The organism is Streptococcus cristatus (assembly GCF_003943505.1).
Classification (GTDB): Bacteria; Bacillota; Bacilli; order Lactobacillales; family Streptococcaceae; genus Streptococcus; species Streptococcus cristatus_E.
In genome coordinates this window covers 308,579-325,092 of sequence record NZ_RJPS01000001.1, presented here as the reverse complement: position 1 = coordinate 325,092, position 16,514 = coordinate 308,579, and the positions used below count along the sequence as shown (strand labels likewise).

11 protein-coding genes and 2 pseudogenes are annotated in these 16,514 nt (G+C 41.3%); 10 read left to right on the top strand and 3 right to left on the bottom strand.

Annotation, left to right across the window (positions count from 1 at the left end):
- Positions 1–9 precede the first annotated feature (9 nt).
- The 3 genes from D8792_RS01740 (at position 10) to D8792_RS01725 (ending at position 3,628) form a co-directional block, all read left to right on the top strand.
- Positions 10–546 (top strand): 5-formyltetrahydrofolate cyclo-ligase, encoded by a 537-nt coding sequence (locus tag D8792_RS01740; RefSeq protein ID WP_125372629.1) that lies wholly within the window; start codon positions 10–12, stop codon positions 544–546.
- A complete protein-coding gene (locus D8792_RS01735) occupies positions 530–1,213 on the top strand; it encodes a rhomboid family intramembrane serine protease (RefSeq protein WP_125372628.1) in 684 nt (227 codons plus the stop codon). Before D8792_RS01740 ends, D8792_RS01735 begins: the two co-directional genes overlap by 17 nt.
- 438 nt (positions 1,214–1,651) lie before the next feature.
- The gene (locus tag D8792_RS01725; RefSeq protein WP_125372627.1) at positions 1,652–3,628 is read left to right on the top strand and encodes a C69 family dipeptidase; all 1,977 of its coding nucleotides are present in this window, start codon (positions 1,652–1,654) and stop codon (positions 3,626–3,628) included.
- A gap of 98 nt (positions 3,629–3,726) precedes the next feature.
- Here the strand turns inward: D8792_RS01725 and galU are convergent, their stop codons facing one another.
- Together galU and D8792_RS01715 are read right to left on the bottom strand one after the other, a co-directional pair.
- Positions 3,727–4,629: a UTP--glucose-1-phosphate uridylyltransferase GalU gene (gene galU / locus D8792_RS01720; protein WP_125372626.1), complete on the bottom strand. Its 903-nt coding sequence runs from the start codon at positions 4,627–4,629 to the stop codon at positions 3,727–3,729.
- A 30-nt stretch (positions 4,630–4,659) separates the two neighbouring features.
- Entirely contained in the window at positions 4,660–5,676 is a 1,017-nt protein-coding gene (locus D8792_RS01715) for an NAD(P)H-dependent glycerol-3-phosphate dehydrogenase (protein ID WP_125372625.1), read from the bottom strand.
- 157 nt (positions 5,677–5,833) lie between these two features.
- Between D8792_RS01715 and D8792_RS01710 the strand changes: the two genes are divergently transcribed.
- The 5 genes and pseudogenes from D8792_RS01710 to groL all read left to right on the top strand — a co-directional run bounded on the left by D8792_RS01710 (position 5,834) and on the right by groL (position 11,630).
- Positions 5,834–7,540 carry an ABC transporter ATP-binding protein gene (locus D8792_RS01710; protein ID WP_125372624.1) on the top strand — a complete coding sequence of 569 codons (1,707 nt, stop codon included), beginning with the start codon at positions 5,834–5,836 and terminating at the stop codon, positions 7,538–7,540.
- A gap of 1 nt (position 7,541) precedes the next feature.
- Positions 7,542–9,320, top strand: a complete 1,779-nt coding sequence (locus D8792_RS01705) for an ABC transporter ATP-binding protein (RefSeq protein WP_125372623.1) — start codon at positions 7,542–7,544, stop codon at positions 9,318–9,320.
- 57 nt (positions 9,321–9,377) lie between these two features.
- Positions 9,378–9,560: pseudogene (locus tag D8792_RS01700) on the top strand (DUF202 domain-containing protein); the annotation flags it as partial.
- Between the two features lie 142 nt (positions 9,561–9,702).
- Entirely contained in the window at positions 9,703–9,984 is a 282-nt protein-coding gene (gene groES / locus D8792_RS01695) for a co-chaperone GroES (RefSeq protein ID WP_048766103.1), read from the top strand.
- A gap of 23 nt (positions 9,985–10,007) precedes the next feature.
- Positions 10,008–11,630: a chaperonin GroEL gene (gene groL / locus D8792_RS01690; protein ID WP_125372621.1), complete on the top strand. Its 1,623-nt coding sequence runs from the start codon at positions 10,008–10,010 to the stop codon at positions 11,628–11,630.
- A gap of 494 nt (positions 11,631–12,124) precedes the next feature.
- Here groL and D8792_RS01680 read toward each other — a convergent pair whose 3' ends face one another.
- Positions 12,125–13,270 carry a low temperature requirement protein A gene (locus D8792_RS01680; protein ID WP_125372620.1) on the bottom strand — a complete coding sequence of 382 codons (1,146 nt, stop codon included), beginning with the start codon at positions 13,268–13,270 and terminating at the stop codon, positions 12,125–12,127.
- A gap of 802 nt (positions 13,271–14,072) precedes the next feature.
- On the opposite strand from D8792_RS01680, the gene D8792_RS01670 reads away from it, so the two are divergent.
- Positions 14,073–15,362, top strand: a complete 1,290-nt coding sequence (locus D8792_RS01670) for a membrane protein (RefSeq protein ID WP_032915016.1) — start codon at positions 14,073–14,075, stop codon at positions 15,360–15,362.
- A 9-nt stretch (positions 15,363–15,371) separates the two neighbouring features.
- Positions 15,372–16,459 (top strand): annotated as a pseudogene (locus tag D8792_RS01660) (AI-2E family transporter).
- Positions 16,460–16,514: the final 55 nt, after the last annotated feature.

Below are 16,514 nucleotides of genomic sequence, written 5' to 3'. Positions count from 1 at the left end.
GTGAGCCGTATGAAAAAAGAGCTGAGACAAACTGTACTAAAGCAAATGAAGAAACTGTCGGGAAAAGAAAAAGAGCTGGCAGATAGCTGGCTGACCCAGCACTTGCTCAGTTCAGCAGCTTATCAAGAAGCTCAGGTTATTGCTACCTATCTTTCTATGCCGCATGAAGTCTCTATCGCAGCCTTTATCAAGCAGGCTCAGTTGGATGGTAAGCGGGTTTTAGTGCCTAAGACCTATGGCCAGGGTCGGATGATATTTGTGGACTATGATGAAAGTCGCCTGCAAAAAAGCTCTTTTGGTCTGCTGGAGCCAATAAGTGAAGAGGCTGTTGATAAGACAGAAATTGATCTGATTCATGTGCCGGGTGTGGTCTTCAATTCTCAAGGTTTTCGAATTGGTTACGGCGGTGGCTACTATGACCGCTATCTGGCTGATTATAAAGGAGCATCCATCAGCACTATTTATGCAGTCCAACAGGCAGAATTTCTACCAACTCAACATGATGTTGCGGTAAAGGAGTTACTCGTTTATGAAACAAATCTTTGATAGAGACTATCCCGTGACAAGTATTTTATTGATCATAACAAGCCTTGTCTTTGCTTTAATGTTTCTTTTCTACGGTTTCCAATATAGTAGTACGGAAGCCTTGTCTTACTTTGGGGCAGTACGTGGCTATACAATCCAAGAGACGCCTATGGAATTTTGGCGGGTTTTTGCTGCTATTTTTATCCACATTGGTTTGGAGCATTTTGTGGTCAATATGCTGACGCTCTATTTCCTTGGTCGTCAGATAGAAGATATTTTCGGACCATGGAAATTCTTATTGCTCTATCTCATGTCTGGGGTGATGGGGAACTTATTTGTTGTCTATTTTTCACCCGAAAGCCTGGCAGCTGGAGCTTCTACTGCTCTTTTCGGCCTTTTTGCTTCCGTTGTTGTGCTTCGTTATGCTACGAGAAACTACTATCTGCAGCAGCTGGGTCAGTCCTATATGAGCCTGCTGGCTGTCAATCTTATCATTAGTTTTTTACCGGGAATTAGTCTTGCAGGCCACTTGGGCGGTCTAGTCGGTGGAGCTTTAGGAGCTGTGATCTTACCAATTTCGGGAGAGCGCTACGCTTTTAGCAAGCCTCAACGGTTTTCAGCATTGGCAGCCTACCTTGGATTAGCAGCTATTCTGATGTTTCTGACTTTTCAGCGACCAATTTTTTGAGAAATGAACTTAGAGGCTAGGACAAAAGTCCTAGCCTCTCAATTGTATTTGGATTGTCGAGCGAGACGCAGTGGTTGAGTGGTCTCTACTAGGCTGATTTCATCAGCTTTTACAGTCCTACTCAACTGTGCGGAGGTGGGACAACGAAATCGAATTCTAACGAATTACCGATTTCTGTCGCACTCTCATTCTTTTTATAAATATGATTTTTATGAAGTAAGGGATTTTACTTTAAAGAGGTATAATCAGTCATATATTAGGAATAAACTGGGAATGTTTCTATCTCTACTTTTTCATCAATGTATGTTTTCTCTATTTTCTATCTGTAAAAGGTATAAAAAAAACATTTTTGTAAGCGCTTGCAAAAAGACCTAAAAAGGACTATACTAGAACTATAAACATCCGGGGGCATCCCCCAAAAATAAAAAGGAGTTCATAATGAAGAAGACAATCTTTAAAATTGCTATTTCATTAATGGCAATCATGCTCTTACCTATCCAAGCTGTGCAAGCCTGCTGTGGCTTCATTATTGGTCGGCATTTGACTAAGGATGGATCAACACTTTTTGGTCGTACAGAAGACTATCCTTACTACCCGAATGGTGGCAAGCACAACAAAAACTATGTTGTTGTGGAAGCTAAGAAATATAAGGAAGGCGACCAGATTGTGGATGAGTCCAATGGTTTTACCTATCCACGTGCAGCCAGCGAAATGAAATATACTGCAACCTATGATTCTGCGCGTGGTGATGGTAGTAACGGTGCTTTTGGAGAACATGGCTTTAATGAAGCAGGTGTTTCTATGTCGTCCACAGTCACAGCAATTCCAAATAAAAAAGTTCTTGAAAAAGACCCTCTGAAAGCAGATGGCTTGGCAGAAGCTGCTATGCTAGATGTGGTTCTGCCACGTGCCAAAACAGCTCGTGAAGCAATCGAATTGCTTGGAAAAGTCATTCAAGAAAAGGGCTCTGCTGAAGGGAATACAGTGGTGGTTGCCGATCAAAAAGAGACTTGGTACATGGAAATCTTGTCTGGCCACCAATACGTAGCCGTGAAAGTGCCAGAAGATAAATACGCGGTATTTGCTAATACTTATTACCTTGGCCATGTAGATTTGAAGGACAAAGAAAATGTTATTGCTTCTGAAGATGTAGAGAAAGTAGCCAAAGAAGCAGGAAACTACAAGACAGATAAAGATGGTAATTTCCATATTGCTAAATCATACGGACCTGAAAAATATGCAGAAGGCGACCGTTCTCGTACGTATGCAGGAATCACACTTCTTGATCCAAAATCTAAAATTACTTACGAAGATGAAGAGTATGAACTTTTCCGCTCTCCAACAGATCCAAACAAGAAATTCACTCTTGAAGATGCCTTTGCTATGCAACGGAACCGCTTTGAACATTTGAATGGCCGTTTCGTACCGGATGATCAAATTGGCGTTAAGAAACAAGGTGATGATGGGGCAAATGATGCTGTTCGTAAAGATCAGTACAAGTACGCTTTAGGTAATGAAAATGTTATCGATGCCCATGTCTACCAAATTGATCCGAAACTGCCAAAATCTTTCGGTGGTAAAGTTTGGCTCGGTTTGGGACCATCACGTAATACACCATATGTGCCTTTCTACGGTAACGTTCAGGATACTTACAAGGCCTTCAAACCACAGACAGCTACTTATGATCCAAACTCATGGTACTGGACAGTATGGCATATTGACCAAATGGCTATCAAGAACCAAGATATCTTTGGAAAAAGTGTTCAAGACCATTGGAAAGAGTTGGAAAAACAATGGATTATTGAGCAAAAAGCAAGAGATGATAAATATGCTGCGTTGAAAGGAAATGAAGAAGCTGCGAAGGCTGCAGAATCAGAAGTAACCAATGAAGCTTTAGCTAGATCTGAGCGTCTATTTGGATATTTCAAAAACTATGAAGCTCAAATGCAGGCTCAATTAGCAGCAGCTGGACGTAAAGATGATCCATATAGAGCATCTCTTCCTGATGATTATAAGGAACCATCTACTCCAGAAAAAGAACCTGAAAAGGAACCAGAGAAACCAGCTCCTGGTCAAGAACCAGAGAAGAAGCCAGAAGATCCAGCTCCTAGTCCAGAGTCAGAAAAAACTCCAGAAACAACAGTTGCAAATGCAGCAGGTAATCCGAATAATCGCTTTGGCTATGCGGCTACAAAAGGTAAGATAACAAGTGTCCAAGTCTTTGAACAACCAAAATCTTACGGTGAAGCCCCTAGTTCAGAGCCAGAAAAAACTCCACAAACAACAGTTGTCAATACAGCAGGCAATCCAAATAACCGCTTTGGTTATGCGGCAAGTTCGGAAGGTGGAAAAAATTTCAAGAATGTAGAATCATTCCCTAACACTAACTACTCTTCCAACCAAGACAATAAGTAAGTGAATAACTTATAAGAAAACACCTAGATTTACTAGGTGTTTTTCTGTATAGTGTTAAAAGCTGATGCATCAGCTAATCTATTGCTTGTGCATTTCTATTATTTTTTCGTTTTCTTATCTAATTTTTTACCCAAATCGATAATGTATTGCTTCAAATCATCCTTAACTTGAGGGTGTTTGAGGGCATAATCGATAGAAGTTTTCATGAAGCCAAATTTGTCGCCGACATCATAGCGGTCGCCTTTGAATTCACGGGCAAAAACGCGCTGAGTCTTGTTGAGGGTATCGATAGCATCAGTCAGTTGAATTTCATTGCCCGCACCAGGAGTTTGTTTCTCCAAGATTTCAAAAATTTCTGGCGTTAGCAGGTAGCGTCCGATAATGGCCAAATCACTTGGTGCATCTTCTGGTGCTGGTTTTTCAACAAACTTTTCAACGCTGTAGAGGCCGTTGACGCCTTCACCTTGAGGGGCAATAACGCCATAAGCAGAGACTTCTTCGTGAGGAACTTGCATAACTGCAATGGTAGATGCGTGGGTTGCTGCATAGTCATCCATGAGTTGTTTGGTGAGTGGCACTGCTTTGTCATTGGTAATGTCCATCAAATCATCCCCCAGCATGACCACAAAAGGTTCATTTCCGACGAAGGCTTTAGCTTGTAAAACAGCGTCTCCTAGCCCACGCGGATGGCTCTGACGGATGAAATGCAAGCCAATACCAGTGGTCTCATCCACCAACTTGAGCAAGTCGTCCTTGCCCTTTTCCTTGAGGTTATATTCTAGTTCAAAGTTGGAGTCAAAGTGGTCCTCGATGGAGCGTTTTGACTTCCCTGTGACAACTAGAATGTCTTTGATTCCAGATTTAAGAGCTTCTTCGACGATAAACTGAATAGTTGGTTTGTCAACGATCGGCAGCATTTCCTTGGCCAGTGCCTTAGTGGCTGGCAAGAAGCGGGTTCCGAGACCGGCTGCAGGGATGACTGCTTTTCTGACTTTTGACATAAATTTCTCCTTTATAAAAAATACTATGAATTAAGACCACTCATTTTCAGCTTTGAATTCATTGCTCATCATATCATGAATGGCATCTTTGATATCATGGCCGTCATAGATAACCTTGTAGATGGCCTGAGTGATAGGCATATAGACACCGAGCTCCTGAGCCAGTTCGTAGGCTGCCTTGGTTGTAGAGATTCCTTCGATAACCATGCCCATATTAGCTTCAATATCAGCCAGTTTTTCGCCGCGACCCAGTGCATCGCCAGCCCGCCAGTTGCGAGAGTGGACAGAAGTTCCCGTGACAATCAAGTCGCCGACACCAGAAAGACCGCTGTAAGTCAGAGGGCTGGCTCCCAGTTTGACACCAAGTCGAGTAATTTCAGCCAGACCGCGTGTGATGATGGCAGCTTTGGCATTGTCACCATAGCCCAGTCCGTGGAGGGCTCCGGCTCCAACTGCGATGATATTTTTCAGAGCACCTGCTGTCTCTACTCCAACGACATCGGTATTGGTGTAGAGGCGGAAATAGTGGTTGCTGAAGAGTTCCTGCACATATTTAGCAGTTTCAAGATCCTTAGATGCTGCGGTAATCAGGGTAATGTCGCGAACGATGGTTTCTTCAGCGTGGCTAGGACCTGAAACAACGACAATCTCGCTGCGCAAGTCTGCAGGGATTTCCTCTTCCAGAATAGTTGAAATCCGTTGGTGGCTGTTAGGTTCCAGTCCCTTGGATGCATGCATGATTTTTACCTTGTGATCTAAGGTTTGCGCAACTTGTTGGGCTACCAGACGAGTCACCTTGGTCGGTACGACAAACAGCACAGCATCTACGTTTTCTAGAGCATCGCTCAAGTCGTGATAAGCCTTGATTTCCTCGCTTAGAACAACATCTTTGAAAAAGCGTTTGTTTGTATGCTGGTTATTGATCTCGTCAATCTGCTCTGCAATATTGCCCCAAATCCGGACTTCGTGGCCATTATCATTGAGGACTTGCGATAGAGCCGTTCCCCAAGAACCGGGGCCAATCACAGCAATTCGTTGTTTATCCATCTTTTCTCCTTGTACAAGACCTATAAAAGGACTCAATCAATTTAGAGTTATTTATTATATTGTACCATAGAATAACTGAAATTTCTTACTTGACATTGTTTTTATCTATGATATAGTAAGGAAGCTAAACAAAGTTAAAAATCTACGAGGAGGAATTATGTTCAGAAAAGCTTTATCAGCCTATAAATTATTTATCTTTTTATCTCTTCTTATGACATCGCTGATGCTGGCTAGCTCGCTGTTGCAGCCCCTGTATTTAAAAGATGTCTTGAATGCTCTTTTGGCAGGAAATCGGCAAGAAATCTATCGTTTAGGGGCTTGGTTGCTGGGCTTTGGTCTAGTCGGCTTACTTGCTGGCGGGGCAAATGTGACCCTAGCAGCCTATATTGCGCAAGGTGTGTCGTCAGATTTACGTGAAAAAACCTTTCGGAAAATCCAGACCTTCTCTTATGCCAATATTGAACAGTTCAATGCGGGGAATCTCGTCGTCCGAATGACCAATGACATCAACCAAGTGCAAAATTTGGTCATGATGATGTTTCAGATTTTATTCCGCCTGCCTATTTTATTTTTAGGTTCCTTTATTTTGGCGGTGGTGACCATTCCTTCCTTGTGGTGGGTCATTGTCCTGATGGTCTTTTTGGTCTTCTTTTTGACAGGAGTGATGATGGGCCTGATGGGTCCACGCTTTGCCAAATTCCAAGTTCTCTTAGAAAAGATCAATTCGATTGCCAAAGAAAATCTGCGTGGCGTCCGTGTCGTCAAATCTTTCGTGCAAGAGAGAGAGCAGTATCAGAAATTTACGCAAGTTTCAGATGAACTTCTAGAGCAAAATCTCTTTATTGGCTATGCCTTTTCGATCGTTCAACCGATGATGATGATCGTCGGCTACGGGGCTGTCTATCTGACTATGTGGCTCTTGTCTAGCATGATACAGATGGATCCAGGCTTGGTTAGCTCGATTGTCTCTTTCATTTCTTACTTGAATCAAATCATGTTTACCATCATCATGGTTGGCTTTCTGGGCAATACCGTTACGCGTGCCATGGTGTCGATTCGGCGGATCAAGGAGGTCTTGGATACAGAGCCAGCGATGACCTTCAAGAATGAAGCTGAAGAAGATTTAGAAGGTAGTCTGGTCTTTGACCATGTGACCTTTACCTATCCGACAGATACAGAGCCCATGCTCAAGGATATTAGCTTTGAAGTCAAACCAGGAGAGATGATTGGTGTTGTCGGAGCGACGGGAGCAGGGAAATCAACTCTGGCTCAGCTCATTCCGCGCCTTTTTGATCCTCAGGAAGGTTCTATCAAGATTGGTGGCAAGGATTTGCGAGACATTAGTGAAGCTTCGCTGAGAAAAAATGTCTCCATCGTTCTGCAAAAAGCTATTTTATTTAAGGGGACGATTGCGGACAATCTGCGTCAAGGAAAGCAAAATGCTAGCCTGCCAGAATTAGAACAGGCGGCGCGCATTGCTCAGGCGAGCGAGTTTATCAATCGCATGGAAGATACCTACAACAGCCAAGTCGAAGAACGGGGAAATAATTTCTCTGGCGGACAAAAGCAAAGAATGTCCATCGCACGGGGTGTCGTCAGTAACCCTAATATTCTTATCCTAGATGACTCGACTTCAGCTCTGGATGCCAAGTCGGAGAAATTGGTTCAGGAAGCTCTGAACAAGGATTTGAAGGGAACCACAACCATCATTATTGCTCAGAAGATTAGCTCCGTGGTTCATGCGGACAAGATTTTGGTGCTAGATCAAGGACGCTTGATTGGGCAAGGTAGGCACGCAGACTTGGTCGCTACAAATGATGTCTACCGAGAAATTTATGAGACACAAAAAGGAAAGGAGGACTAAGATGAAGACAGCAAAATTTTTCTGGCAATATTTCAAGCAGTATAAACTGGCCTTTTTGGTCGTCATGATTATGATTATCATCTCGACGGTTTTACAGGTTCTCTTTCCGATTTTTACTGGTCTCGCCATCAGTGAGCTAGTGGAGTTGGGCAGTGCTTTTGCGAGTGGCAAGCTTGATTCAGGTGATGTTTCAGCCTTTGCCGCTTTCCAAGGAATCATGTGGAATTTAGCGCTGGCTTTCATCTTCCTTTCGCTATCGAGCTTAATTTACATGCTGCTGATGAGTCGGATTATTTCCTACTCAACCAATGAAATGCGCAAGGGGCTCTTTGGGAAATTAGCTCGCTTGACCGTTTCCTTCTTTGACCGCCATCAAGACGGGGATATCTTGTCGCGTTTTACCAGCGATTTAGATAATATCTTGCAGGCTTTCAACGAGAGTCTAGTCCAAGTGATGAGCAATATCGCTCTCTACATCGGCCTGATTATCATCATGTTTATGCGGCATGCGACCTTGGCTTGGGTGACGATTGCCAGTACGCCAGTAGCCATTATTGTCTTGGTGTCCATCGTCAAGCTGGCTCGCAAGTACACGGATTTGCAGCAAAAAGAAGTTGGTCAGCTCAATGCCTATATGGACGAGACGATTTCCGGCCAGAAGGCAGTTATTGTGCAGGGAATGCAAGAAGAAGTCATCAAGGGCTTTGTCCAACAAAATGATAAGGTTCGGTCAGCAACCTTTAAAGGACGCGCTTTTTCTGGTTTGCTCTTTCCTGTCATGAACGGAATGAGCCTGATCAATACGGCTATCGTAATTTTTGTGGGTTCAGCCATTATGCTCAATGATCCTAATGTGAAGACCTCAGTAGCCATTGGTCTGATTTCAACCTTTACACAGTTTTCTCAGCAGTACTATCAGCCTATCATTCAGGTTGCGGCAAGCTGGGGAAGTCTGCAGCTGGCTTTCACTGGTGCGGATCGGATTCAGGAAATGTTTGATGCGCCTGAGGAAGTGCGTCCGCAGAATGCACCAGCCTTTACCGAGCTGAGAGAAGGCGTCGAGATAAAGCATGTGGATTTCTCTTATGTCGAAGGTAAGCCGATTTTGAAGGATGTTTCCATCTCAGCGCCAAAAGGCAAGATGATTGCCGTTGTAGGACCGACAGGATCAGGGAAGACGACCATCATGAACCTGATCAATCGTTTTTACGATGTGGATAAGGGCAGTATCGAATTTGACGGACGTGATATCCGAGACTATGACTTGGATAGCTTGCGCAGTCATGTAGGTATTGTTTTGCAAGATTCTGTCTTGTTCAGCGGAACCATTCGAGACAATATCCGATTTGGAGTGTCGGATGCCAGTCAGGAGATGGTTGAAATTGCTGCGCGTGCTACCCATATTCACGAGTATATTGAAAGCTTGCCTGATAAATACGACACAATCGTAGATGATGATCAAAACATCTTTTCAACAGGTCAAAAGCAATTGATTTCGATCGCTCGAACCCTTTTGACCGATCCTCAAGTGCTGATCTTGGATGAGGCCACCTCCAACGTTGATACGGTAACAGAGAGCAAGATTCAGAGCGCGATGGAGGCCATTGTGGCAGGACGGACAAGCTTTGTCATCGCTCACCGTCTAAAGACCATATTAAATGCGGACCAAATCATTGTCTTAAAAGACGGGGAAGTCATTGAAAGAGGCAACCATCGGGAGCTGTTGCAACTGGGCGGCTTCTATTCTGAGCTCTACCACAATCAATTTGTATTTGAATAAATATATACAGAAACGGAGGTATTCCATGAGGATACCTTCGTTTTTTGAAAGGAAGTAATCAATTTTGTCCTGATCTATCTCTTTCATCGAACCAATCTGCTTCTGTTCATCGTAGGAGTCATCTTAGCTATCTTGGGAATTCTTGTCATGCTGGTCTTTGGCTATGGCATCTACAAGGGTAGACTAAATCTGCAAAAGGTTATTGATGATTTTGAAGAGAAACTGAAGTTAGCTCAATAATGTTTCCAATTAACTTTCCCCAAAAAACTTTGTCATTCGGCAAAGTTTTTTCTTGACTATTTCTGACCAAGTGATAAAATAATAACTATAGATTAGCACTCGGTTTCATAGAGTGCTAAAATTCAATCTTTGGAGGAAAAAGATGTTAAAACCATTAGGTGACCGTGTGGTCTTAAAAGTAGAAGAAAAAGAACAGAAAGTTGGTGGCTTTGTCATTGCTGGTGCAGGGCAAGACGCGACAAAAGAAGCGAAAGTCATCGCAGTTGGCCAAGGAATCCGTACGTTGAACGGAGAGTTGGTTGCACCAAGTGTCAAGCCAGGTGATAAGGTTTTAGTTGAAAGCCATGCTGGCATTGAAGTCAAAGATCAAGATGAGAAATTCTTGGTTGTTGGGGAAGCAAGCATTCTTGCAATTGTGGAGTAAAAATCTAAGAAAGAGGTTTAAAGATGGCAAAAGATATTAAATTTTCATCAGATGCACGCAGTGCAATGGTTCGTGGTGTGGATATTCTAGCAGATACTGTCAAAGTAACCTTGGGGCCTAAAGGACGCAATGTCGTTTTGGAAAAATCTTTTGGCTCACCCCTCATCACCAATGACGGTGTGACCATTGCCAAGGAAATCGAACTGGAAGACCATTTCGAAAATATGGGCGCTAAGCTAGTGTCAGAAGTGGCTTCAAAAACCAACGATATCGCTGGAGACGGAACAACGACTGCTACTGTATTGACCCAAGCTATCGTTCGTGAAGGGATTAAAAACGTGACTGCGGGTGCCAACCCAATCGGTATCCGCCGCGGAATTGAAGCAGCAGTTGCAACAGCTGTTGAAGCTCTGAAAGAAACGGCGATTCCGGTTTCTAATAAGGAAGCGATTGCTCAGGTTGCTGCCGTTTCTTCTCGCAGCGAGAAAGTCGGTGAGTACATCTCTGAAGCTATGGAAAAAGTTGGCAACGATGGCGTTATCACTATCGAAGAGTCCAAAGGTATGGAAACAGAGCTGGATGTCGTAGAAGGAATGCAGTTTGACCGTGGCTACCTGTCTCAATACATGGTGACGGATAGTGAAAAAATGGTGGCTGATCTGGACAACCCTTATATCTTGATTACAGACAAGAAAATTTCTAACATTCAAGAAATTCTGCCATTGTTGGAAAGTATTTTGAAAACCAACCGTCCGCTCTTGATCATTGCAGATGATGTGGATGGTGAAGCTCTGCCAACACTGGTTCTTAACAAGATTCGTGGTACCTTTAATGTAGTGGCTGTTAAAGCACCAGGTTTCGGTGACCGTCGCAAGGCTATGTTGGAAGACATTGCCATCTTGACAGGTGGAACAGTCATTACAGAAGATCTCGGATTGGAACTCAAAGATGCGACCATTGAAGCGCTTGGACAAGCTTCTAAAGTCACTGTTGAGAAGGACAGTACTGTGATTGTGGAAGGCTCTGGCAATCCAGAAGCTATTGCCAATCGTGTGGCCGTTATCAAATCGCAAATTGAAAGTACAACTTCTGAGTTTGATAAAGAAAAACTGCAAGAACGTCTGGCTAAATTGTCTGGTGGTGTAGCGGTGATTAAGGTCGGTGCTGCAACTGAAACCGAGCTCAAAGAAATGAAACTCCGCATTGAAGATGCCCTTAATGCGACTCGTGCCGCAGTAGAAGAAGGAATCGTGTCAGGTGGTGGTACAGCCTTTGTTAGCGTATTAGATGCAGTAGCTGCCCTTGAATTAACAGGTGATGAAGCGACTGGCCGTAACATCGTCCTCCGCGCTTTGGAAGAGCCTGTCCGTCAAATCGCTTTGAATGCAGGATTTGAAGGCTCTATCATCATTGACCGCCTGAAAAACTCTGAAGCAGGTACAGGCTTTAATGCCGCGACTGGCGAATGGGTGAACATGATTGAAGCTGGAATCATTGACCCAGTTAAGGTAACGCGCTCAGCCCTGCAAAATGCCGCTTCAGTTGCTAGCTTGATTTTGACAACAGAAGCTGTTGTGGCTAATAAGCCAGAACCTGCACCAGCAGCACCAGCTATGGACCCAAGCATGATGGGCGGCATGATGTAAGACACATCAGAGAAAGTACAACTTTTCTGAAATCAATAAAGTAAAAAAGACTTCAAACTATTGATTCAAAACAATAGTTTGAAGTCTTTTTATTGTACGGATAATGAGACAAAAATTTGTAAAATAATGAAAAAGCCTTGGATTCCAAGGCTTTTTAGTCATACTTTCTATGCCCCCTGCATGAATTTGTAAGAACTTTTCATATTGAAAATAAACAAAAATGTTGAAATATAGCTGATTTTAGGGAAATACTTTTAGGTATTTTCAATGTCAGGATTTAAAAATGGGGCAAAAGTGGGGCAAAAACAAATTAACGAAAAAAATATCGAGTTCGTGCATCAAGTAAATGATAAATTGCAAGAATAAGTGCAACATTTACTCGAACTCATCCTCTAGAGCTTCACTAGCAGTTCTGTAAGCTAAACATTTTCGTGGTCGGTGATTGATATCATATAAAGCCTTGGTTCCCAAAGCTTTTTTATGTTATAAACTCATTAAAAGAACCCCCAGTTAGATTTGGAATATTTTTTATTCTGTGTCATATAAAAATAAATAAAATGAATGGCTATAGCTAGAGCTAAAATGGTTGTTATACTCACTACTATTATAGGATTAGAAGCAAAGATTAAAGAGAGAATCAAGGCAGCCAGATAGAGTGTCGCTTGGACACAGTAGTAACTTTTCGAATAGCGAAGATAGTGTTTGTTATGGGGCCCATTTACTAGGACAGCAGCTTGAAAGAGGCCAAATCCGATATAAGAGAAGCTGGTTGCAAAGAGACGATTAGCTTCAGGATTCAGAAGAAAACTCATTGATACAGTCATCATCATAAGCCCAATGAAAATAGGATAGTGACTGTAAATTAGAAATAGCCCCTTTTGATTAGATTTTTCATCAATAGCATGGTCGAATTGACCAAAATAAAACAAGAACAGAGAAATCATAATAATGAAATAAAGAACCGAATAAATCGAGAAATTCTCGATTGTAAAGAAGTTAGATAGCTCCGTAATCATCTCTCCAAACATAATAATGACAAGAAGGGAGATGCGCTCGATTAAATGGGGGAGATTTACCTGGTAATGCTTATCTTTATTAAGCAAGATACTTGGCATAATAAATGTTAGCAGAATACTAGCAAATAAGATATAGACTCCAATGTAAATAGGAAGAAGAGCTGCTAGATAGATTTCTAAACTTCGTAGACCTGTTATCCATAGAAAACCTTTGATACTTTCCCTATGAACATTATCGGTTGATTTTTTAAAAAACTCAACCAAATATTGAAAAAATAAGGTAAGGGTTAATGTACCAATAGCCCAACAGACATAATGAAAATATTGTTGCCAATCAGGTCCAATCATATTGGCTATAAAGAGTAAAATTCCCATTTTGATAAACATGATTACTATGTTAAATAAAGAGTTCTTTCCATAGCGATTGGTATAATCGGTTTGAATCATCCAGGAATCGATGAGAACCAAAGTAGCAATGAAAAAATCAAGGAAAGAATTCCAAGTCAAAATACCGTTATGAAGATGGTGAATTAAAGCAGTTACTTTTGAAATCGCAAAAACAAAAACTAGATCATAAAAAAGTTCTGAATAATTTACACGTTTATGTTTAACAAGAGTTGTCATCTTAAGACCTTTCTATTTTAGAAGTACAATTTATTATAACAGAAAATGGTAATAAAAAAAAGGAGATGCTTAAATAACTTCATGTGACGCGAATGAACTGCGCCACAAAAGTTAGGTTTTTTCTGTCTAACTTTTGGGGTGCAGTTCAGAAGGGGTGTTTTTTCTATCGTTTTTTAGTGCTAAGACTACACAAAAAAGCCTTGATTCCAAGGCTTTTTCCTGTTGATTTAGATGCCCCCTACAGGGATTTGGAAAGGACTTTCATATTGAGAGCAATTAAAAATATTGAAATATAAGTGATTTTAGGTATTTTCAATGTCATGATTTAAAAATGGGACAAAAGTGGGGCAAAAACCATACAGATTCTAAACTGTATGGTTCTTTTTTTATCTAACCAAGAAAGGTTAAAACTTATTAAAACAAATGCAATCAACTGTTGAAAACTTTTTAGTCCGTGTAATATAAAAACAAGTAAAAAGTTGAACTATAGGGAATATTGTGTCATAATAGGTAATAGATGAATAATTAATAGATTGGAAATAATGCTTTCTTACCTTAACAAGTTGAATTGGTTATACATTTTTTCGTCGCAATTGTGTCTATCTCTCGAGTTTAGCTAGTTTTTATAAGCTCTGGTTTCTAATCAATATAACAAATTTTAGAAGTGCATAAGACAAGATGGTGACATTATTACAGTCATTTCTAGTCACCATATGTTGCTGGCACAGGCTGTTTGTAGTGTTGGCTATTTACTAGTCAGTTTAATCGGAGTGTTTAATTTTTATTGTTGAAAGGTTTTTATATGGCGAAAATTCTATCTTTAGGTCTGACAGGTAAGAAATTACTTGCTCAGGGGTTCTTGTTTGTTCTGCTAGGTCTCATCTTGATGGTCACGGGGACTTGGTTGCCAGTAACAGTTATTCGCCTGGTTCTGTTTTTAGCTTGGATAGCAACGGTCGTAGATTTGCTATTAAGAGTTTTCAAAAAAAGCCAGTCAACGGATACCTTGGGAGTTGCACTGGTTAAATTGTTAGTGCTGGGATATTTGCTAGGTTCTAATCTTGCGACTGATATACCGATTTATGTTCTGGCTCTTGTGATTGGAGTTTATCAGATTTTTCATGCTAGTATTAACCTTGTCACCTATGTTCTCTACCGCAAAAACAAAATTCGACCTCGTTTTCGTCTCTTACTAGATGGACTCGTACTAGTTTTTCTTGGTGGGACTAGTCTTTTGTCCTCTACAGGAAATTCTGTCTTTCAACTCTTTGTATTAGGGGCTTATTTTTTCCTTTATGGTGTGTCCAATATCCGTGATGGTTTCTTGTTTGAGGAGGAAATTGGGAAAAACCATCTCAAACGTCGTGTAAGAATGAGCTTACCTATTGTCCTAGCCGCTCTCATCCCTGCAAGTACTTTAGCAAAAATCAACAAATTCATGCAGGAAAATGCTGATGAGAGAGAGGATATCCATCTTGGAATGGTGAAGTCTGGTAAGACAGCGGAGCTTGAAATTTTTGTTCATACAGCTGAGACCTCTCTGTTTTCGGCAATTGGTCATGTGGATATCTGCTATCAAGGCCGTGTTATTTCTTATGGCAACTATGATCCGTCTTCTGAGACCTTATTTGGCATGGTAGGAGATGGTGTCTTATATTTCTGTGATCGTGACAAGTACATTGACCTATGTAAACGTGAGAGTCAAAAAACGCTTTTTGGTTATGGGATAGATTTGACGCCTGAAATGGAAAAAGCAGTTCAGAAAAAGTTGGCTGAATTGAAACAACTGACGATTCCATGGGAGCCAAGTGCAGATAAAATCATGACAGGTGATGGTAAGGAAGACTACACCTACGCTTATAAAATCAGACATGAGACAGATGGGGAACTTTATAAATTTATCAAATCTAAGTTTAAATCCTACTTTGTCTTATCTACAAACTGTGTGCTCTTGGCTGATACCATAGTCGGTCAGGCTGGCACCGATATCCTCTCACCCAAAGGATTTATCGCTCCAGGAACTTACCAAGCCTACCTTAATCGAGAGTTTGAAAAACCAAATAGTATAGTCGTATCTAAACATGTTTATTAAGGAGAATTTATGAACTTAGTAAAAAAATACACCCCGTTAATACTTTTTATAGGGCTGGTTGCTCTTGTAATTCTGAATGCATCGAGCTTTATATCAGGAGCAATCTCTCTCTTTGATGTAATATCAACCTTGATTTATGGTGCTGTTATTGCTTTTGTGCTTAATGTTCCTATGAAAAAAATTGAACAGTACTTAGTTAATTGAAGGTAAAGGCAGAGTTGCGTCGTCCGATTGCCATGGTACTTGTTTTCCTAGCTCTTATCTTAATCGTGATTGCTCTTTTGGTTTTGGTGCTGCCAACCCTAGCCCAGACTATTAGTCAGCTGGGAACAGTCCTTTCAACAGTCCTTACTCAACTTGGGAAATTGCTAGGCAGCTCGGAATTTGTAACCAAAGACATGTTGTCAACTATCGTATCAGGCATACAGGGACAATCTAGTTCTATTAGCCAAGCTTTGATAGGTTTTTTATCAGGTCTGACTAGTAATATCGGCAATATTTTTTCAAGTTTGATGAATGCCTTTTTGATTATAGTCTTCACCTTTTCATTTTTATCCAGTAAGGAACATTTGGCAGCGATGACGAGTCGACTTCTAAAAGTTTTTCTTCCAGAGAAGGTGGTGATAAAGTTGACTTACATTGGACAAGTAGCACTAGAGACTTATGACCAATTTTTGATGAGTCAGCTGATTGAAGCAGTTATCATAGGAGTTATGATAGCGGTTGGTTACAGCGTGTTTGGGATACCCTATGGAGTAATGACAGGTATCTTTGCAGGAGTGCTATCGTTCATTCCTTATGTAGGGCCTATGATTGCTTGTGTTGTGGGAGCGATTTTTATCTTCACAGTGAGTCCTACTCAAGCCTTACTTTCTCTTCTTCTATATCAAGTTATACAGCTGATTGAAGGAAACCTTATTTATCCTAGAGTTGTAGGTCAGTCTATTGGTTTGCCAGCTATTTTCACGCTTGCGGCTGCTAGTATTGGAGGCAATCTCTTTGGCTTACTTGGGATGATATTCTTTACACCGATATTTGCTGTTATCTATCGATTGGTTAAGGAATTTGTCGTTGCAAAGGAAAATCAGCTAGATTAAGAAAAACTAAATTTAATAAGATATACTGAGAAGAGAGTGAGAGATTCTCTTCTCT